Source organism: Gimesia sp., assembly GCF_048260065.1.
In the GTDB taxonomy this organism is placed as follows: Bacteria; Planctomycetota; Planctomycetia; order Planctomycetales; family Planctomycetaceae; genus Gimesia.
This window is the reverse complement of sequence record NZ_JBLXHC010000005.1, coordinates 362,239-381,589: the sequence shown is the minus strand read 5'-3', so window position 1 is coordinate 381,589 and position 19,351 is coordinate 362,239. Positions and strand designations below refer to the sequence as shown.

18 protein-coding genes are annotated in these 19,351 nt (G+C 49.1%); 14 read left to right on the top strand and 4 right to left on the bottom strand.

The genetic code is table 11. The features are described 5' to 3' along the window. Positions 1–9: 9 nt before the first annotated feature. A complete protein-coding gene (locus ACN0YN_RS12255; protein WP_417385294.1) occupies positions 10–1,479 on the bottom strand; it encodes an arylsulfatase in 1,470 nt (489 codons plus the stop codon). A gap of 115 nt (positions 1,480–1,594) precedes the next feature. After that, complete coding sequence (locus ACN0YN_RS12250; RefSeq protein ID WP_417385293.1) at positions 1,595–2,512, bottom strand: metallophosphoesterase family protein; 918 nt, start codon at positions 2,510–2,512, stop codon at positions 1,595–1,597. Positions 2,513–2,695: 183 nt separating this feature from the next. On the opposite strand from ACN0YN_RS12250, the gene ACN0YN_RS12245 reads away from it, so the two are divergent. The 7 genes from ACN0YN_RS12245 (at position 2,696) to ACN0YN_RS12215 (ending at position 9,959) form a co-directional block, all read left to right on the top strand. After that, positions 2,696–3,004, top strand: coding sequence for an ArsR/SmtB family transcription factor (locus ACN0YN_RS12245; protein WP_417385292.1), 309 nt, complete (start codon positions 2,696–2,698; stop codon positions 3,002–3,004). A gap of 50 nt (positions 3,005–3,054) precedes the next feature. Continuing rightward, on the top strand, positions 3,055–3,585 hold the full coding sequence (locus ACN0YN_RS12240; protein WP_417385291.1) for a rhodanese-like domain-containing protein: 531 nt from the start codon (positions 3,055–3,057) through the stop codon (positions 3,583–3,585). Between the two features lie 141 nt (positions 3,586–3,726). Beyond that, on the top strand, positions 3,727–4,263 hold the full coding sequence (locus ACN0YN_RS12235; RefSeq protein WP_417385290.1) for a tetratricopeptide repeat protein: 537 nt from the start codon (positions 3,727–3,729) through the stop codon (positions 4,261–4,263). Positions 4,264–4,347: 84 nt separating this feature from the next. After that, entirely contained in the window at positions 4,348–5,232 is an 885-nt protein-coding gene (locus tag ACN0YN_RS12230) for a M28 family peptidase (RefSeq protein WP_417385289.1), read from the top strand. A gap of 45 nt (positions 5,233–5,277) precedes the next feature. Beyond that, the gene (locus ACN0YN_RS12225) at positions 5,278–6,042 is read left to right on the top strand and encodes a DUF480 domain-containing protein (protein ID WP_417385288.1); all 765 of its coding nucleotides are present in this window, start codon (positions 5,278–5,280) and stop codon (positions 6,040–6,042) included. A 36-nt stretch (positions 6,043–6,078) separates the two neighbouring features. Beyond that, a complete protein-coding gene (locus ACN0YN_RS12220) occupies positions 6,079–7,488 on the top strand; it encodes a sulfatase (RefSeq protein WP_417385287.1) in 1,410 nt (469 codons plus the stop codon). A 161-nt stretch (positions 7,489–7,649) separates the two neighbouring features. Continuing rightward, on the top strand, positions 7,650–9,959 hold the full coding sequence (locus ACN0YN_RS12215) for a hypothetical protein (protein WP_417385286.1): 2,310 nt from the start codon (positions 7,650–7,652) through the stop codon (positions 9,957–9,959). Between the two features lie 96 nt (positions 9,960–10,055). Here ACN0YN_RS12215 and ACN0YN_RS12210 read toward each other — a convergent pair whose 3' ends face one another. Then, positions 10,056–11,273, bottom strand: a complete 1,218-nt coding sequence (locus tag ACN0YN_RS12210; protein ID WP_417385285.1) for a hypothetical protein — start codon at positions 11,271–11,273, stop codon at positions 10,056–10,058. A 336-nt stretch (positions 11,274–11,609) separates the two neighbouring features. Between ACN0YN_RS12210 and ACN0YN_RS12205 the strand changes: the two genes are divergently transcribed. Next, entirely contained in the window at positions 11,610–12,071 is a 462-nt protein-coding gene (locus ACN0YN_RS12205; RefSeq protein ID WP_417385284.1) for a GNAT family N-acetyltransferase, read from the top strand. Between the two features lie 90 nt (positions 12,072–12,161). After that, positions 12,162–12,887: a creatininase family protein gene (locus ACN0YN_RS12200; protein WP_417385283.1), complete on the top strand. Its 726-nt coding sequence runs from the start codon at positions 12,162–12,164 to the stop codon at positions 12,885–12,887. A 29-nt stretch (positions 12,888–12,916) separates the two neighbouring features. Here ACN0YN_RS12200 and ACN0YN_RS12195 read toward each other — a convergent pair whose 3' ends face one another. After that, on the bottom strand, positions 12,917–14,047 hold the full coding sequence (locus ACN0YN_RS12195) for a prenyltransferase/squalene oxidase repeat-containing protein (RefSeq protein WP_417385282.1): 1,131 nt from the start codon (positions 14,045–14,047) through the stop codon (positions 12,917–12,919). A gap of 334 nt (positions 14,048–14,381) precedes the next feature. Between ACN0YN_RS12195 and ACN0YN_RS12190 the strand changes: the two genes are divergently transcribed. From ACN0YN_RS12190 to ACN0YN_RS12170, 5 genes are read left to right on the top strand one after another with little or no spacing between them, the layout of a single operon-like run. Continuing rightward, a complete protein-coding gene (locus ACN0YN_RS12190) occupies positions 14,382–15,278 on the top strand; it encodes an RDD family protein (RefSeq protein WP_417385281.1) in 897 nt (298 codons plus the stop codon). Further along, entirely contained in the window at positions 15,271–16,350 is a 1,080-nt protein-coding gene (locus tag ACN0YN_RS12185) for a stage II sporulation protein M (protein ID WP_417385280.1), read from the top strand. Before ACN0YN_RS12190 ends, ACN0YN_RS12185 begins: the two co-directional genes overlap by 8 nt. Beyond that, positions 16,347–17,267, top strand: coding sequence for a hypothetical protein (locus ACN0YN_RS12180; protein ID WP_417385279.1), 921 nt, complete (start codon positions 16,347–16,349; stop codon positions 17,265–17,267). Before ACN0YN_RS12185 ends, ACN0YN_RS12180 begins: the two co-directional genes overlap by 4 nt. Beyond that, positions 17,264–18,058 (top strand): DUF4129 domain-containing protein, encoded by a 795-nt coding sequence (locus tag ACN0YN_RS12175; protein WP_417385278.1) that lies wholly within the window; start codon positions 17,264–17,266, stop codon positions 18,056–18,058. Before ACN0YN_RS12180 ends, ACN0YN_RS12175 begins: the two co-directional genes overlap by 4 nt. After that, positions 18,030–19,301 (top strand): DUF4350 domain-containing protein, encoded by a 1,272-nt coding sequence (locus ACN0YN_RS12170; protein ID WP_417385277.1) that lies wholly within the window; start codon positions 18,030–18,032, stop codon positions 19,299–19,301. The genes ACN0YN_RS12175 and ACN0YN_RS12170 overlap by 29 nt, the downstream gene beginning before the upstream one ends. Positions 19,302–19,351 lie beyond the last annotated feature (50 nt).

The following is a 19,351-nucleotide window of genomic DNA, read 5'->3' as shown; positions in this document are numbered from 1 at the left end:
TACTGGAAGTTACTGCTGATCCAGCGCGGGAAAAGGAAACATCTGGGAAGGCGTGCGTCCCGTTTTCATAATCGATTTGATACGGGCCACGACTTCCGGATGCTGATCGGCAACGTCATGCTGTTCGCCGGGATCGGTTTTGAGATTGTAAAGTTCAATCTTCATCTGAGGTTTTTTCCTGAGCAGATTCTGACGAACGCCTTTCCAGTCACCCATATGCACAGCCTGCTGACCGGTGTAAGCAGGGAATTCCCAATACAGGTATTCATGCTGCTTCTGTTGATCGGGGTGCCCTTCTAACGTTGGTGCGAAGCTGATGCCATCAATGTCGGCAGGTGGTTTGGTTCCTGTCAAATCGGCGATGGTCGGCATCACATCCCAGAACGCAGACAGATGATCGGTCACCTGTCCTGCTGGAAAATGTCCGGGCCAGCGTGCAACCAGAGGTACACGAATCCCCCCTTCATAGAGGCTGCCTTTAAAACCGCGCCAGGGTCCGGCTGACTCGAAGAATTCAGAATCCGATCCTCCCAGTCGATCGTAAGTCGGCCCGTTATCAGACGTGAAGAAAACGATCGTATTCTCATCCAGCTTGAGTTCTTTCAACAGAGCCAGTATCTGCCCCACCCCGTCATCCATTTGTGTAATCATGGCGGCGTAACCGGCACGGGGAGAGGGATGTTTGATGTAGCCCTTATGTTTGTAGTCTTCTTCAGGAATTTTACCCCGATATTGCGCCAGGAATTTTTCAGGAGACTGAATCGCCAGGTGAGGAATCGCAAACGGCAGATACAGGAAGAAGGGTTCCTGCTGATGTTCGCGAATGAAGGCCAGCCCGTTTTCTACAAACTTATCCTGTGAATGGGTCTTGCCGTATAAAGTTCGATCATTTCCAGGCAGGGTTTCTTTCGTGTGATTCCGCCATAAAAAGACAGGGTAGTGATTGTGTGCGTGTACCTGGCAATTGAAACCATAAAACAGATCAAACCCCTGTTTATTTGGATCGCCAGTAGTCCCGAAATGCCCCAGTCCCCATTTGCCCATCGCGCCGGTGGCATAGTTTTTCTGCTTGAGCATTTCGGCGATTGTGACTTCTGCATCGGGAATCGGATGCTGACCGGGAAAGCTCCAGCCCTGCTCCTCTTTCATGTTCTGCACGTATTCGGGCTTGCCGTTATTCCGGACATAAGCATGCCCGGGGTGTTTGCCCGTCAGGAGGTTACAGCGGGAGGGCGCACAGACCGCATTGCCTGAATAGAATTGTGTGAAACGAATTCCCTCTTTGGCAATACGATCGATGTTCGGCGTTTTGATCCACTTCTGACCGTAACATCCCAGCTCTTTATACCCCAGGTCATCGGCGATGATGAAAATGACATTCGGTTCCCGCTGAGATGCAGCTGCACCACTTTTCGTGTTAACGCTCAAAAAACTGAGACAGAAAATAGAAACGAAGAACAGTCTGGCAAAACGGCGCATTGCTGGCTCCTGGTTGGATCGGATATGTGGTGTAAAAACCAGACTCCATCTTATACAGACCAGCAGGGAGATCGCAACAATATCCGATACAACGCGACTTCATCAACGCTGTTTTTCAGGACCAGTGGTAATCCTGCTGTTTACGAAACCCGTTCAGTACCAGTGAACCATCTTCATAAACATCCAGAATACTGTAACCATTGTTTTTCAGCCCGGAGCCTTCGACCATGGCGACCATGGTACAGTAATGGATACCTTTGATTTCTGAATACTTATTGTGATGACTGTGCCCCTGAAAGACGGCTGTGACTTTGCCGGAGTTTTCCAGTACCTGCCGTACAGCTGAAGAATTTTTAACGGCATGCGCATCCGTGTCCTTCAGATCGAGTGGCTGATGCACAAAAACAATTGTGGGAAGAGAGGTTTTCGCCAGGTCAGCCTGCAGCCATGCGAGTTCTTCTGCCGGGATATTTGCATCGGTCCATTTGAAGTTTTTTCGACCATAGGGAGTCCCATCACTTTTGAAACAGGAATCCAGCACGACAAAATGACATCCGTTCTGATCGAATGAGTAGAACGACTCTTTCTGCCCGACTCCCTGCAGGAACTCTTCTTTCTTCAACTGATCGACGCAATGATTTCCCAACACATAATATTTAGGGAATGGGATTGCCGAGATGGCTTCGACCACCGTCTGGAGATGTATTTTTTCCTGTTCCAGTGATTCTCCGGAATCGATCAGGTCCCCCTGAAAGACCACAAAATCAGGGTGATCACTTTGGAACTCACTGGTAGCTTCTTTCAATTTGGCAAGTGTCTCACGATAATGGCGTGAACCAGCTGGAGGCTTGTCCGCATAATGCAGGTCAGTGACCAGCCCCACGCGTACAGTACCCCGCTTGTTCGTATCGAAGGCACCAGTCGCCTTACGACTCAGAGTTGAAAGAGTCAGGCCAGAGAGGATCAGCGCACCATTTTTCAGGAAAGCGCGTCTTCCCAGAGATTTTATTGGTGAATGTGATTCCAGATTCATATTGCCACCTCTGCGGGTCATAAGGTATATTATTGACTTAAGTCTTTATTGTTGCAGATATTTATGAAGAAACAATGTCCAGGTGATGAATTTCGCTCCCCCGGATTTGTGTATAAAAATTTTAAAAAACCCTCATTGACATGTCGTAACATCACGATATTATATATATGAGGTCAATGAATTATGAAACTGAAAGAAACCCCCGAATATAATGGAGCAGCACTGGAACAGGCTGCCGAGTGCCTGAAGGTTCTGGCACATCCCGCACGTATCCGCATTGTGCAGTTACTGTTGCGTGGGCGTTATACTGTCGGAGAACTTGCGGAAGATTGTGGGATTCCCAGTAACGTGGCATCAGAACACTTACGATTGATGCAGCGTTGTGGTTTTTTCGTCAGCGAACGGGAAGGCAGAAGCGTCTATTACCAGATTGCAGAACCTCATCTGAATAAGATTATGGACTGCATTGAAGGCCGTTTTTTCCAAAGCTGAGTTTTTTTGGAACTATATATCGTAAAATTGCGACATAGCGAGGTTTTAAAATGGCAGAAATCAAAACAATTAAACCAGATGTTCTGGCAAAAACAGATCAGGACAAAAAAGTGCATCTGATCGATGTTCGAACACCGGCCGAGTTTCGTGAAATCCATGCATCCAACGCGGTCAATATTCCACTGGACCAGCTAGCGGCAGAGCAAGTCAAAAACCTGGTCAATGGAAATGGAGCAGATCCGGTGTACCTGATCTGCCAGAGTGGAAACCGCTCTTCCAAAGCCTGCCAGAAACTGATTGACGCCGGTTTTGCCAATGTTGTCAGTGTCGAAGGAGGCACCAAAGCGTGGGAAGCCGAGGGTCTGCCTGTGAACCGTGGTAAAAAGGCGATCTCACTGGAACGACAGGTCCGGATTGCTGCCGGTTTTCTGGTACTGACCGGCGCGATGTTAGGCATGTTTGTAAATCCCTGGTTCAGTGGACTCTCAGCATTTGTGGGAGCAGGCCTGATGTTCGCAGGAATTACTGACACCTGTGGCATGGCGATGCTTCTCGCAAAAATGCCCTGGAACCGTGCATAATGCCGCAAAGCATTGATGCGAGGTAAGCATACGATGAATTTTTAGAACCCGGAAAATATCGCTGTAGGTGCAATAGAAAAACCTCTGCCTGATCCAGTAAAATACAGGCAGAGGTTTTTTCATTTATCTTCAGGACTTCCTATGGTGTTTCTACCCGCTTCTCGCCCCAAACGGTACCTCACTGCCGCGGAAGGTTATCTGATTCTTGAGATGCCGGACCAGGCTCTGAGGGAGCTGTCCCGCATTTCTGCAGCAGATCGAGACTCGGAAAAATACTATCGACTGCTGGGGCAGGCACAGCAACTGGCAACCCACTACCAGGAAGCTTTAGACGCCTATCAGCATGCGTATGATAAAGATTCAGAAAACCTGACCACATTAATGGGTATGGCCTGGTGTTTTAAACGAACCGACCAGCTGCCAGCTGCAATCTCAATCATGGAAGAGGCATACCAACATCATGCCAACGAACCCATCGTGCTGTATAATCTCTCCTGTTATTTCACCTTAGCGGGAGATAAAAATAAAGCACTTTCCTGGCTGGGTCGTTCCTTGCGGATGGAACCCGGATTAACAAAATTAATTCAGGATGAACCAGACTTCGATTCTCTGCGGAGTGACAAAGACTTCCGGTTCGTAGTAGAATCTGCTGAGAACAAAACGTCCCAGAATACTTAGTATGATTTCGACCATCAGAGTCAACCGGTAAGTCAGATCGGTATTAAGTCTCACTGGTCATCAGGGAAATCGAAAGTCATCAATATGGATATTGAAACCCTTCTGCTGAAGCAACACTGTGATGAACTATGCACGACAATCCGTCCAGCGGAAAGCGAGGCACTGGAAACGGCCCGTCAGTACGTTATCCGGGAACTGGAAGCAGCAGGCTGGCAGGTCGAGCGACATCCGTTTCAAGCGCAGGACTCGCTGTTGACCGAGTTGTCGGGGCAAAATCTGATCGCCCGTCATCCCGAACTCACGAAATCCGACAAACCTTTGTTCTGTGTCGGTGCTCACCTCGATACCCGCCCTGAAACACCAGGAGCCGATGATAATACGAGTGCTGTCGCCGCATTGCTCGAACTGGCCAGATTGCTTCCCGGAATTTCCGAACCGGAAAATCAATGGAGCCTGGAACTGGTCGCCTTCGATCTGGAAGAAAATGGAATGCTGGGAGGTGCCGAGCATGCGCGATTACGTTCGCAGCAACAAGCGGATCTCCGTGGCATGGTCTCTCTGGAAATGCTGGGATACTGCGATCACACTCCCGGCAGTCAGACGCTGCCGCATGAGCTGAAAGGCCTGTATCCGGATACCGGAGATTTCATCGCCGTCGTCGGTAATCAGAATTCAACCAGCCTGATCGCTGCATTCCAGAACGGAATGCAGTCCGTTCCGGAGCTGCCGGTAGAAGTCCTGCAGGTCCCTCAAAATGGCGAAATGCTGCAAGCCACCCGCTTGAGCGATCACAGCCCGTTCTGGGACGCCGGCTATCCGGCATTGATGATTACCGATACCAGCTTTCTGCGGAATCCCCATTACCATCAACCAACGGACACAGTTGATACACTTGACTTTGAGTTTCTGGGGAAAGTTTCACAAGGCTGTCTGGAATCGATAAAACAGATTCTGGCAAACGGATATTGATCACTCTGAATCACTTTACTGCGCAACAGGAATAATAGATCGACCATGAATGACGCCACTGAGGAAGAAAAAGAGCTGCTCCATATCACAGAACTGACCCGGCAGCAACGTCGTGTCATTGGTGTGTTGCTGGAGAAAGCATTTACCACACCAGATCAGTACCCGCTGACTTTGAAAGCAGTTACGACCGGCTGTAACCAGAAGAGCAACCGGGATCCCGTTTCAAACTACAGCGAATCACAGATTTATGACACGCTGGATTCCCTGCGGGAAATGGGGCTCGTGGCGGTGATTCATTCAGACAGTGGTCGTACGGAACGATATCGCCACTACATGCGACGCCGGTTTAATTTCACGGAACCCCAACTGGCGATTCTGACAGAGCTCTGGCTTCGTGGCAGGCAAACCATGGGGGAATTACGAGGACGCGCCAGCCGCATGGTACCGATCGAAACACTGGATGAGCTACGCACCGAATTGAAAGGCCTGCTGGATCAGAAGTATGTCCAGGCCAACGGCAGTCTGGAACGTCGCGGGATTGAAGTGGACCATAACTGGTACCAGGAACGTGAAGGAAAGACACTCGGATTCGAAGCCTCCGCGGAAGAAGAACCGGAAACATCGGAAAAGGAATCATCTCCCTCAACAGTTACCAGGGCTGCTGCACCTGACCTGTCTGGATTCTCCACTGTAATCGAACAGCTGCAACACGACAATCAGTCTCTCAGGCGGGAAGTCGATTCACTCTCACAATCGCTGGAAGAACTCAAACAACAGTTGATCGAACTGAAACAGGAACTGGGCAGCTAATCACCGCAAAGAAAATTTATTTCAAATCGAGTCGCCATGATCAAGCCGTTTTCTGCAATGTCATGTCTGTTGCTGACCCTGATTGCCCTGTCTGATCTCTCTCAGACCCAGGCTGCCGACCGGCCCAATCTGATTTCGATTGTGACCGACGATCAGGGACGCTGGGCGATGGGCCTGTATGGGAATCGACAGATACATACACCCCACATGGATCAGATTGGGAAACAGGGAGCAATCTTTACCAATGCATTCGTGGCGACTCCCGTCTGCTCTCCCAGTCGGGCCACTTTTCTCTCTGGCAAATATCCGACTGAGTTAAAGATTACCGACTGGATTTCGACGGACGAAGCACAAGCGGGAGCCGGTCTCACCGCGATGACCTGGCCCGAGGTATTACAGAAACATGGATACCAGACCGCCTTGATCGGTAAATGGCATCTGGGCGAACAGCAGCAGTTTCATCCGCATGAAAAAGGTTTCGGACATTTCATGGGATTTCTTGCAGGGGGCACGCGGCCCATCGATCCCACACTGGAAATGAATGGAGAGACCAGAAAGCGGAAAGGGTCTCTCCCCGATCTGCTGGTGGATGATGCGATTGATTTTGTTCGTCAATCCAAAGATAAACCGTTTGCCCTCTGTCTGCATTTCAGAGCCCCGCATACTCCCTACGGCCCGGTTCCTGAACAGGATTCTGCACACTATGAGGGCATGGAAATTGATGTGCCCATCACTGCAGGAGCGATTCCCGAACAGATCCGGCAGAAAAACAAAGAATACTATGCCAGTGTTTCTTCGGTTGACCGGAATATCGGTCGCCTGTTGAAAGAACTGGAACAGTTACAACTCTCTGAGAATACGCTGGTGATCTTCACCAGTGACCATGGTTATAACAATGGTCGCCACGGAATCAGCACCAAAGGAAACGGTCACTGGATTGCCGGGGGAGTGACGGGGCCCAAACGGCCTAACATGTGGGATACTTCCATCCGGGTACCGCTGGTTATGCGCTGGCCTGCTGTAATCAAACCGGGGACCCAATTCGACGAGATGGTATCGAATATTGACATGTTCAAATTTGTGTTAGGCGCGTTAAAAATTCCTCAGCCGGAGAATCTGAAGCTGCAGGGAATCGACTATTCCCCGTTACTGTTCGGCAAACCCGCTCCCGTTAGAAAAGCACTGTTCGGTCAATATGATTTGCATAATAATGGACTGGCCTATCTCAGAATGATCAGGACCCACAAACTGAAGTATGTAAAACACTATCGTGCCAAAAATATGGATGAACTGTATGATCTGGAATCAGATCCCGGAGAGAACACGAATCTGTTGCACCGCCGCACCCGACAGAAATGGCAGGAGACGGCGGATCAGTTGGAAACGCAGCTGATCGACTGGCAGAAATCGATTCAGGACCCGATACTCGAACCTGCTTATGAGTAACAGGTTAAGTCACAAAGCAGGAAACAGCTGTCCCCTGCTCTATTTTCAGAAGATTAGTGATTTTTATTTAATATCCATCAACATTTGTATGGAATTCGTATAAAACCAGAATACGAATCCCCTTTTTGAGATCACCTGTACTTTACCCTTTGAGGAATAATATGTTTTCTATTTCGCGCATTGGCCTGCTGCTGCTGTGTCTGATCATGATTTCAACAGGCTGTGAGAAAGCCTCCGACTCAGCCACCGATAACAACTCCTCTTCACCCGAAGCATCGACTGTTGATGTCGAGACTCCCAAAGCGGATGCTAAAACAACCGAAATGGCATCGAAAGAAGCTGGCGATGAAAAAACCGAACCGGAAAAACCAAAGCTGCCCGAATTACCCAAGACCGTCAAAGGTAACTGGGTACTCATGCTGCCTCAGCAACAGCAACTCATGCCACTCTACCTTTTTAAAATCACTCCCCCCGGCGAGTCCTCTGAACCAGAGAAGAAAACAGATGACAAAGCGGACGAAAAAGCAGAAGCGGCAGCAGTGGTCGTGCTTTCACGAGGAGCGGAAGTATTACCGGCAAAAATCCTGTCTTCCAAAGCAACCGCTGAATCAGTTTCGTTTGACGAAAGCCTGATCAATGAGGGTGAAGAAGTCATCCGCTTGAATTTTGAAGGCAATCTTGAAAAGGGAGCCATCCTGGGAAATATTTCATTCAATGGCGAAAACTGTGTCCCCGCCCTGATGTTGCCGACGCTCGAAAAAGATTTTTCAAATATCAAAGAGCCATTTCCAGCGCCCGGGTTTCAGGAATTTATCCAGGCAATGCAGACAGAAGATCCTTTCAAGAGTCTCAATGAGTTAACCAAAGACGAGCGCATGAAAACCGTTCCGGTGGCTCTGGATGCATACACGCGGCTGATTGCTGTTGCCCTCAGTCAGAAAAAAGATTCGAAAACGGTTGAAGAAATCGTCAACCGTTATATTGAAACAGCTGCCATCTGGGGAAAACGACTGCAGGTCAATGCCATGGTCAGCTCAGGCTCCATGCTGGCACGTAGCGAAACGGATGCGAGTATTGCGACCCAATACCTGGATGAAGCTCAAAAAGCGATCAAGGACGGGGTCAGTACCCTCAAAGGCTGGGATCTGGAAATCGCATTGGCCAAAGCCCGTGTAGGCCTCAAATCTGGCAATCCGGAACAGATCAAGGCTGCCGGTAAACTGTTGCAGGAAGAAGTCGCTAAACACCCTCAAGATCGTGAACTGCTGACAGAACTGGTCAGCTACGAAAAGTCACACGGGAGTATCGATAAGGCCATCGAACATCTGGGAATCCTGGCCGGCTCGCCACTCTCTTTTCGCGAACGTCAATTGATCGCTGCTTCACAGCAGAGTCCGGATCTCGTCAAATTTGAAAATCCGAAGGATACATTAACAGCACTCTGGAAAAAGAAACATGGTTCAACAGAGGGGCTGGATGAGTATCTTACGAAATCTTTCCGTCGTTACCTGGATAGTATGGTTTCCAAGAAAGCGAAAGAAGTAGATCTGAAGAAAGGAAACCGTGTTTCACTGATTGAATTATTCACCGGAGCATCCTGCCCCCCCTGTGTGGCCGCCGATCTGGCAACGGGTGTGATTGAATCATCGTTCCCGCATTCCAAGGTCATCGTTCTACGGTACCACCAGCACATTCCTGCTCCCGATCCCCTGACCAATACTGATTCAGAAGCTCGGTTCATCCTGTACAATCATGGGGGAACTCCTTCAACAAATCTGAATGGCCAGTCGGTTTCAGGAGTCGCCGGTGGAGTTGAGCAGGTGGAATCATCCTACAATCAGCTTCTCGAAGCTTTGATTCCTGCACTCTCAGAAAATACCGATGTCAAAATCGAACTGTCAGCAGTTGCCAAAGATGGAAATCTGGTATTGAAAGCAAATGCCACCGGTACCAAGGACATTAAAGAACCGCTTCGCCTGGTAGCAGTCCTCGCGGAAGAAGAACTGACATTCCAGGCCCCCAATGGAATTAACATCCATGACATGATTGTCCGTTCCATGTTGAGGGAACCAAACGGTTTTCCCGCCGTTGATGGAAAACTGACATTGGACAAAACCATTCCTCTGAATGAATTCAAAGGCCGAATCACAGATTATCTGTCTGCCTTCGAAGAAAAATCAGGTGCCAACTTCACTGGTGCACCACTGGGTCTGGAGCATCTGGAATTTGTCGTCTTCGTACAAGGCGAGCTTTCGAAAGATATCTTCCAGGTCGCATCGGTTCCTGTCACAGGCATGATTGAATTCAAATCTGCTGAACCAGAGAAAGAAGCCAAACCAGAAGACAAACCGAAACCAGCCGTCAAAGCGCCGAAACCAGAAGCGAAACCAGAAGCGAAACCAGAAGCGAAACCAGAAGCGAAGCCGGAAGCGAAGCCGGAAGCGAAGCCGGAAGCGAAGAAAGAGAACTAACTTTTTCCCACACTGCTGAAAACGGATACGAAAAAACAGGGCACGGATCATCCATGCCCTGTTTTTTGTTCAAGCCACTTTCAGCCAGGAGACTGTTCACTCTTCTTCAGCGGGCGGTGTGGGAACCAGCTTCTCTTCCACACTGCTGCTGTCAGATTCTTCATTAAAGACGGGCTTACCATCCAGAATCAGTTGAGTTGTCCGCGAGGGAGACGGTTCGCGGTGAATTCGGCGAAACTGGTCAGGCAGTTTCCCCATCCGGGTGTCACGCTGATCCATGATGACTCGTGCTGCTTCCCGGACTTCGGCGTCGCTTAACCGGTTCAGATTCCCCAACTGAGCCAGGGGCTCAAGAATCCGGGTTGCTTTAGCAACAGTGCTTTCCATCAGGATCACGTCGAGCAGTTCGCGTCGCATACCCTGCATGGAAGCCACCTGTTCTTTTACACGGTCCTGCAGATCACCGAGTACTTCCAGCGTTTCCACAGCATCGACCACACGCCCCGTCTCTGCCAGAAGTTTGGTCTGCATCGTCATCAGCGTCTGCAGATTCTCGTCGGCGACAGTCACGTTCAACTTCTCATCAGTTAACGTTTCCTGCAGTGATACCAGTTGCTGTGCACTTTTCTGGGCAGCTGCCAGGGGTTCTGTCTGGGCAATCAGGCTGTCCTGAAGGGCAATCATCTTCTGGCTGTTTGCACGGGCCACTTCTAACTGCTGTGACTGATCAACAATCTGCTGTTTGAACTGCAGAAACTCACTGAATGCAGTCTGAGCATCTTTGATACCGCTGGCCTGATCTCCAGCCAGCTTCTGGAGCTTCAGAATCTCATCCAGTGTGGACTGGGTCACTTTGATCTGAGCATTCTGTGAAGCCATCCGATCCTGTAGTGCCAGCATTTCATCCAGAGTACTGCGGGCCTGTGAAGTAATCTCGGCCTGCTGAACGACCTGCTTCTGGAACTCGTTGATTTTCTGGATGGAAGCCAGAGCATTTTCAGTCTGAGCAGATTCTTTATCCAGGAGAATTCTCAGATCCCGGATTTCCCCAATGGCGGACTTGGCTTCTGTCAGCTGTTTCGCCTGAGAGTTAAGAACGGTCAACAGATTGTTGACCTGCCAGGCACTGGTTTTCGCACCAACCAGTTTATCCATATCCTGTTGGACTGCGACCAGTTCAGTCTGCAGGTGACCGATCTGGGTCAACATTGGTCGTGCGACCATGAAATACATTCCCAACAAACCTGTCACAACACCGACAGCAAGAATACCCCAGGTATTCTGGTAGGTCGAAATACGGGCGTTGGTATCCAATCTATATTGTCGTTCCCCTGAACTTCTCAAGGCTCTATCTCCCAGCGTGATGATTAAACATGGACGTAAAATAGGCACATCCTGTACGGTTTAGCCATGCATCCTTGCAAAACCATTTATGCTGTAGTACCTAATATCGCCATATTCACATTTAAAGTTGCTTCTTTATTTGCCAAATACATAAACAATTTAGAAAATTTCGACCTCAACAATAAAAATCTGAGCGCGACTGCAGTAGAGTAAATTGACCACAAAGTGTTTGATATCAATGACAATCCACAATCCCGGTATCCACAACAATACATCCAAAGGCACAACAGGCGAGGGAAACGTTTTATGCTGGACATTCAAATCGATCAGGCAACTCTGGAAGACTGTGACATCATTGCCGATTTTAATATCCAGCTGGCTCTGGAAACCGAATCGAAACAACTCGATCCGGATCTGGTACGAACCGGAGTCGTAGAATCTCTGGGGGATTCGCGCGGGTGTCAATATTTTGTAGCCCGACATCAGAATCAGGTTGTTGGCCAGATCATGTTCACTCGGGAATGGAGTGACTGGCGTAATGGTGAATTCTGGTGGTTCCAGAGTGTGTATGTCGCTCCCAGCTATCGACGCCAGGGTGTCTTTCAGCAACTGTCGCAGCACGTCCAGTCGCTGGCTGAATCGAATCCGGATGTCGTTGGACTCCGACTGTATGTTGAATCAGAAAATGAACGCGCTCAATCAACTTACCGACAGCTGGGCTTCGGTTTCCCCGGTTACCAGGTTATGGAAAAAATGCTGGACCGTTGACATCCGCATCCCGTTCACGCCATTCTGTCTGTAAACAAGATCCTGTTTCAAACGCTGCTCACTTTCTCAAGTTAATCATCAGGTCGAACCATGTCTGATACTTCTGCTGCAAAAGAAATACTGCTCCATAAACATACCCGCCGTGAATTTCGCGAACGGATGCAATCCGGTGAATTAAAAGCCTGCATTATTCCCGTGGCTGCCACCGAACAGCATCTGGAACATCTGGCAATGGAACATGACTGGCGGAGCGTGATGCTCGTAGCCACGGAAGCGGCCCGCCTGCTCTCGCCGGAAGTGATTGTTGCCCCATCGATGAATATTGGTATCAGCGAGCATCATATGCGGCACCCCGGTACCTTATCTGCTCTCCCGGGAAGCTGGTTGAGCGTATTATTTGATACCATTCGCAGTATGCATCATGCAGGATTCACCAATATCCTGGTATTGAATGGACATGGGGGAAACATCGCCCCCTGCCTGGGAATGTGGGGACAGTTTCAACAACGACTTGAGATCAACCTGCACTTCGAGTCCTACTGGAACCTGCTGCCCGAAGAAGTCGCGCTGGCGAACTTGAAAACAAAGCGCTGGCCGGGACATGCCCAGGAATTTGAAACGGCGTTCGCACTAGCTGCTTTCCCGGAAAATGTGCGTCAGGAAGCCATGCAGGATCAGGAAGATAAAGAACCCCTGGAAGCCACTGCAGAAGCGGGGCAAAATATGATTGATGAGATTGTGAAGCAGGTCGCAAAATATGTGGCCGGCATGATCGACGGATCAAATCTAGTCGAAATCCCCCCGTTTCACACCTGATGCATGAAACGGGGTCGCTCGAAATCAGCTTATTTGGCAGGCTGACAGTAAGACAGAGCCAGTAAAGCATATGCAGTTGCCAGATTCGGATCTGATTCATACCAGCGTTTCTGCTTATTCGACCAGCTGCCATTCTCCTGCTGGAGACTGGCCAGCTGCTCGATCAGTTCAGCGCGCCAGTTGTGCTGCGTGCCTTCAGCGTCTTTGAACTGATCCACGTTCATGGCATCCAGCGCTTTGGCAAACGTATGAAAGTAATAGAACAACCCCATCAGTTCCATACCGGGGTTTTCTTTCAGGGTGTAATGACGTCGAATCCATTCATTCGCCGCTTTAACCCGTTTGTCATCTTCATTCACGCCAGCGTAGATCATACTCTTCAGACCGGCATAGGTCATACTGCCATAGGATCGCAGACCCCCATCTGGTGTTTTCCCGGCTTGAGAAGTACCACCGGCTGCCGGGGTGTAATAGAAACCGCCATCATCAATTTTGGATGCAAACGGCGTCGTATTATACTCGGATTCCAGGTTTTGAGTTCGCGATACGAAAACCAGTGCTTTCTGAATGGCCGGATCGTCTGACTTTGCCCCTGCTTTCCGTAAGGCTTCGATCAGGTACTGAGTGTTGGATAAATCCGGACGTGAGTGGCCGCCGTAACCAGCACCACCATACGCTGTGTCCGAACTTTCGATCCCTTCGCCTTCATCCCACTGCAAGCCGCGTAAAAATTTCTCGGCGTTCTTAATCGTACTGTCATAGCGCCCGTCTTTGTTGGCGGCATGAAACGCCATGATTGAAATACAGGTTTCGTAGTTGCGGTGATTACTTTTTTCATAATACACGCCCCCATCTTTCTGGATATACCCTTCCAGTCGCTTAAGAGCTTTGGCGACGACAGGATCGCTGGCGGGAACGCCACTCTCCAGCAGCGCCGTTGTCACCAGTGCACTGATTCCAGGCACCGTCTCAGTCGTCCAGAGACCATCTTCCAACTGACTGTTCTTCAGGAAGTTAATTCCCTGCGTCTGAATCTTTTTCAGTTCCTGTTGTCTGGCAGCAGACAGGGGTGGCTCCGCTGCCTGGACGGACACAACACAAGCCATCAACATTGCTATCATGAAGCTGGTAGGCTTCAGAATCTGGTACTTAGCTGGCATTCAAGTTTCCTCTTTCTTTCATAATCAACTTCTGTTATTTGAACTGGGTACCATCAATCGCGAACAGCTTCTCGGCGAAAAAGAAAAATTTCAAGCTTTTTCATATCAATCGAGATGATTCAAGCGGATGATACTCCACGTATTTGCCCGTCATAAACAGCTCGATTATATCCGCCGCGAAGTCGGTATGAAAACCGTGTATTTTGTGATTTGATAAAAATTCAGCTTAGTATAGATAACGATACTGACTATGGCCTATAATCAATGAGCCCTTCAGGGGCATCAAAGCGTTCCTGATTCACCATTTACCAGCAAGATCCAGCAGCAGTCAGCAATGGCATCGACGATCACCTTAGATGAAACCACTCCCATCGCAGCCGATTTCCCTGAGTCTTTTATTCCGGGTAAAAGAGAGATTCTGGGATTGGAAATGCAGGTGGAAACACCGGAAAATGTGGTGCTCTCATATCAGCTTGCCGGACCGTCACAACGCTATGTCGCGTACCTGATTGACTTCCTGATTCGGATGATGATGTTACTCGCAATTTTCATGTTTTTCATTGCCCCCATGTCGAGTGTGATGATGCCCGGTGCCATGATCGGGTTGTTCCTTATCATCTCGTTTCTGAATACATGGGGTTATTACACGATCTCAGAAACGTTCTTCAAAGGGAAATCCATCGGTAAGCATATCTGTGGGTTGCGCGTGATTCGTGAAGGAGGATACCCGATTACTTTCTGGCCTTCCCTGTTGAGAAATCTGGCCCGTAGTGCCGATTCGATTATTCTATACGGAGTTGGCATTACCTCGATGTTGTTGACGCGGCGTTTCCAGAGACTGGGAGACCTGCTGGCTGGCACGGTTGTGATCCAGGAACGTACGCTTGCCCTCCCGAGAAAACCGATCATTTTGAATAAAATTAAACCCCTTGATAAAAATGAAATTGGCAGTTTTCTCCCCCGTGACGAAGTTCTCTCACTGATCGACGAATTCATCGGTCGCAGGCACGTATTGACGTATGAGCGGGGGCATGCCCTGGCAGCACAGCTGGCCCAGCAACTGGCGAAACGGCTGCATTATACAGGGGATGAGAAAAAAGTTTCGCAGTACCCCATGGCGTTTCTGGCTTCGGTCTATAAGACATTCAGTTTCAGCCAGGACCAGGAGGAACAGGAACTGCTGGCCGAATACAAAAAACGATCTGATTTGCAGGGGGAGCACTATGAATAAGCATAAATTTATTCAAAAACGTCGCCCCCAATGGAAAAAATTTGAACAGTTTCTCAGAGAAGCATCCAGCAGATCACTTTCCAAGCTGCCCGCAGACAAGATATCCACTTTCTCCCAATTGCTGCGCGAAATTTCACACGATCTGGCAACCATCCGCTCGCGGGGCTGGGGACATGAACTGACTTCTTATTTGAATGACCTGGTCGCACGCGGGCATAATCTGTTTTATAGCGCTCCACCAACTAATTTTGCCAGGGTTTATCGATACCTTACAGTCGATTTCCCACGTTTATTTCGAGCCAATATCGGTTACTTTCTGATTGCCTGCCTTTTATTTTTCCTGCCAATGGGAGTCAGCTGGAGTGTTATTCAAAACAATCCGGAACTGGCATCGCGTGTCATTCCTGAAGAGTATCTGGCTCAATTTGACCAGATGTATGGTGAAGAAGGCGGTCTTAATTCTGATTCGGAAAACATGACTGAGAGCGATACGGATTCGAAAGAATCTGAAATCGGTAGTTTTGGCGATCAACGCGCAGCCATGGCTGGTTTTTATATCAATCATAATGTCGGCATTGCACTGAAATGTTTTGCATTAGGCGTCCTGTTGGGTATCGGCACGGTTTACACTCTGTTGTTTAACGGAATATTTCTGGGAGCTGTTTCGGGTTATATTATCAGCCAAGGCAACGGAGACCGTTTTTTAAGTTTTGTCATTTCTCATGGTTCGTTTGAATTAACGGCAATTGCTGTCGCCGGAGGCGCAGGTTTGATGCTGGGAAATGCGATCATACATCCCGGACAACGTACCCGTTTTCAATCACTACAGGTGAGAGGTCTGGAGGCAGTTCAAATCGCAGGAGGCGCCGCCGCCATGCTGGTCGTCGCGGCCATGATTGAAGCATTCTGGTCTCCCGCTGATATTCCGAATGTAGTGAAATATTCCGTGGGGAGTGGACTCTGGCTGATTGTATTTCTGTATCTCACTTTCGCCGGACTAGAGACAGATCGCCGCATCCAGACACAACACAGTTCCGGTCACTTACCACAGCAGGGAGATCAGCATCGATGAGATTTCATCGGATGAATGTGGCACTGGTCCCCAGAAATGCTTTGAACTGCCTGGATTTGGCAATACGCTTTTATGGCCGTTTCCTGGTTCCCATCCTCAAGTTGTGGGCTGTATTTGCCTTACCAGCGTGCCTGCTGGTGTATCTGCTCTGCTATTATTTCCTGATCGAAATGAAAACGGCAGTAACGGTCGCCTGGTTTGCTTCCAGCCCGCTGGGTGTCCTGCTCACCTGGAATTCTGCCTTATTCAGTTTTGGGGAAACCCAGGGAATCGGAAGTTTGAGACGGCAGTTTCAGCCTCTCATGATTCCACTTATGTTGCGCTGTCTGTTCGATCGGGCGTTGCTCTTTATCGGTCCGGCATTAGTGTTCTATACCGATTCCTTTTTGACAATTATGCTGGGAATCCTCTACCTGTTTTTCCCCGGTATCTGGCTGGCATTACGAAACGGATTTCGTGTAGAACATGCAGCATTGAAACAGATCGGAATTGCCGGGCAGGAAGAAAACTCGCATGATCACCGGACTAAAGATCTGATCTCTACTCATTTCAGCACATTATGCTGGCGGGGAGCCTGGACTTTATTCTTCTGTTATATCCTGACTTGTGTGCTGTTCATCACTTTTGATTACCTGTGTTCTACCTTACTGGATATTAACATCCTGATCGGACAAATGCCTTACGCATTCGATCCGGACAATATTGGTGACCCCATCTCCAATGCCCTCCTGTTATTAAGTACCGACCCCAGAGTACTGACTGTCTTTACCGGCTTCATCCTGCTGATTTACCCTGTTGGAAGACTTGCCTGGTTTTTCACATATCTTGATCTACGCGTTCGATACGACTGCTGGGATATGGAACTGCGAATGGCCGAAGTTTCACAGCGGCTCACCAGAAAAGAGGTGGTGCTATGAACGGTCTCTCGAAATCGATCCGCAACATTCCTCAGTTTCTGGTACTGACTTTCGTCTGCCTGTCGGGGAATTTGACACCTGCATTTTCTCAGCCTTCTGAAGAGACCTCGTTTGATACTTCGTCTCCCGATCAGGTCATGTTGAAACAGGACATGAAAGAAATCCTCAGCCGAACAGAGTTTCGTCATCTGACGAGGGAACGCGATATAACAAATGATGCCCCTTTTGAACTAGATGAATTTTTTAAACAAGAAGCTGTAAAAGAGGAAAGAAAGCGTTCCAGCCCCGTCTTCGGTCCCTTTCTGGGAAATGTGCTGCAGTTTCTGGCCTATCTCAGTGTTGTTGCCACTTGTTGTCTGATTCTTTATCTGCTGGTTCGCTCTCTGATGGGGCTGGAGCTGAAAAAGAAGGCGGCCACAACAGCAGCCAATCCGGATCTGCAAGGCACTCTCACTCTGGATGAATTTATCTCCCCCGCAGAACGGGAATCCTCAATCTACCTGCAACGTGCGAAAGCACTGGCACAGGAGGGTGATTATCATAACGCCATTATCCAGCTCCTGTATGGTTCAATGAGCTATATCGAGCGATCAGGCTGGATCCGTTTTCGAAAGGGTCTAACATATCGGGATTATATCCGGGCGGCCCGGCCACACGGGTTACCCGGCGATTCGTTGCGACAGATGATCCGTACCTATGAACCTTTGGGCTTTGGTCGCCGTGAAGCCACCCGCGAACACTATGAAAGTACATTGAAACATTATGAATCAGCCTTCCAGAAACAAGCGTGAGCGAAGAAACGCCGGCTGGATCTGGCTGTTTTTTCTCTGTCTGCTCATTCCCCTGCATCTCTGGTTTCCAGAACTGGGAACGGGTGCGCTCGACGATTCTTACAGTGCGTCAGCCAGCGGTAAAAAAGCATTTTATCTGTTACTCGAACTGGAGTCCTACAATACGGAACGAAACCGTGTCCCGATCTCCGTCTTTCTACAATCATTGGATTATGACGAAACCCTTTGCCTGCTGGGCCCCGCCCGCTACCCAAGCCCGCAGGAATGGTCAGCAATTCTGGCATGGGTCGAAGAGGGTGGACACCTGGTAATCACAGCAAACCAGGCACATCCGGAGTTCGAAATCGAAGCATTGAATATCAGTACCAGATACCTGGATGAAACAGAACGAGAAAATCTGCCAGTTGTGAAATCGGAAAAAAAGGGCAAAAAAGCAAGCAAGAACAATAAAGACGAAGTAGATTCTTCTGATCTGCTCGCACTTCTGGAAGATGAACACAGCCTGCTGGATGGACAGGCCACAACTAAATTCCCGGATACCCCTTCCATCATCTGGCAGACGAATGCCCAGGTGATTTCCGAATCAGGTGAAGAACTCATTGCCGTGGGTGAAACACAACAGGCAGTCCGACAAAAGTTTGGTCTGGGTGAGATCGTCGTCGCTGCCTCCTCCAAAATTTTTTCTAATCAGTCGATGATTGACGGCGGTAGCGTCCCCGCATTTCGACTGATTGAATCAGCCGGTGCACCTGATTTTTTTGTTGTCGATGAATCATTAAACGCATCGGGAACCTCGAAAGTAGTCGCATTACTGATCGACCCCACCTTTCGACCGTTGACAATTCAATTGCTGATTACATTACTGATCTTCGGCTGGTGGCGTAGCATGCGTTTTGGCCCGATCCTCTCTTCACATATCCTGCCACGTCACAACATTGTTTCTCATACAGACAATGTCGGCAACTTACATTATAAACATGGTAATGGTCGCGCCCTGCTGCACTCATACCTCAAACAGCTGTTTGCCGAACTCCACCTCAGACGGTTTCGCGGAAAAGAGCATCGCGTGATCGATCCGATTGCACGACGGATGAAAATGGCTCCCGAAGAAATCACTGCCTTTCTGAAACAGGCTTCTGAGCTCGCGAAATCCAAAAAAATCAAACGACATCAGATGGGTGACCTGATTCGCAGACTGGCAAAAATTCGACAGGCTGCCCGGCATGGGAAACAACAGAGTTAATCCGAAAATTCCCGGGTGCGAGTCTGGTTTATCTCAAACGAGAGACCGGC

Bases quoted from the DNA above. Each gene is read 5' to 3' on its own strand.
- ACN0YN_RS12175 (WP_417385278.1), top strand. From the start codon at position 17,264: ATGAACGGTCTCTCGAAATCGATCCGCAACATTCCTCAGTTTCTGGTA.
- ACN0YN_RS12170 (WP_417385277.1), top strand. From the start codon at position 18,030: ATGAATCAGCCTTCCAGAAACAAGCGTGAGCGAAGAAACGCCGGCTGG.
- ACN0YN_RS12245 (WP_417385292.1), top strand. From the start codon at position 2,696: ATGAAACTGAAAGAAACCCCCGAATATAATGGAGCAGCACTGGAACAG.
- ACN0YN_RS12205 (WP_417385284.1), top strand. From the start codon at position 11,610: ATGCTGGACATTCAAATCGATCAGGCAACTCTGGAAGACTGTGACATC.
- ACN0YN_RS12195 (WP_417385282.1), bottom strand. From the start codon at position 14,047: ATGCCAGCTAAGTACCAGATTCTGAAGCCTACCAGCTTCATGATAGCA.
- ACN0YN_RS12215 (WP_417385286.1), top strand. From the start codon at position 7,650: ATGTTTTCTATTTCGCGCATTGGCCTGCTGCTGCTGTGTCTGATCATG.
- ACN0YN_RS12185 (WP_417385280.1), top strand. From the start codon at position 15,271: ATGAATAAGCATAAATTTATTCAAAAACGTCGCCCCCAATGGAAAAAA.
- ACN0YN_RS12230 (WP_417385289.1), top strand. From the start codon at position 4,348: ATGGATATTGAAACCCTTCTGCTGAAGCAACACTGTGATGAACTATGC.
- ACN0YN_RS12225 (WP_417385288.1), top strand. From the start codon at position 5,278: ATGAATGACGCCACTGAGGAAGAAAAAGAGCTGCTCCATATCACAGAA.
- ACN0YN_RS12180 (WP_417385279.1), top strand. From the start codon at position 16,347: ATGAGATTTCATCGGATGAATGTGGCACTGGTCCCCAGAAATGCTTTG.
- ACN0YN_RS12255 (WP_417385294.1), bottom strand. From the start codon at position 1,479: ATGCGCCGTTTTGCCAGACTGTTCTTCGTTTCTATTTTCTGTCTCAGT.
- ACN0YN_RS12250 (WP_417385293.1), bottom strand. From the start codon at position 2,512: ATGAATCTGGAATCACATTCACCAATAAAATCTCTGGGAAGACGCGCT.
- ACN0YN_RS12190 (WP_417385281.1), top strand. From the start codon at position 14,382: ATGGCATCGACGATCACCTTAGATGAAACCACTCCCATCGCAGCCGAT.
- ACN0YN_RS12240 (WP_417385291.1), top strand. From the start codon at position 3,055: ATGGCAGAAATCAAAACAATTAAACCAGATGTTCTGGCAAAAACAGAT.
- ACN0YN_RS12200 (WP_417385283.1), top strand. From the start codon at position 12,162: ATGTCTGATACTTCTGCTGCAAAAGAAATACTGCTCCATAAACATACC.
- ACN0YN_RS12220 (WP_417385287.1), top strand. From the start codon at position 6,079: ATGATCAAGCCGTTTTCTGCAATGTCATGTCTGTTGCTGACCCTGATT.
- ACN0YN_RS12235 (WP_417385290.1), top strand. From the start codon at position 3,727: ATGGTGTTTCTACCCGCTTCTCGCCCCAAACGGTACCTCACTGCCGCG.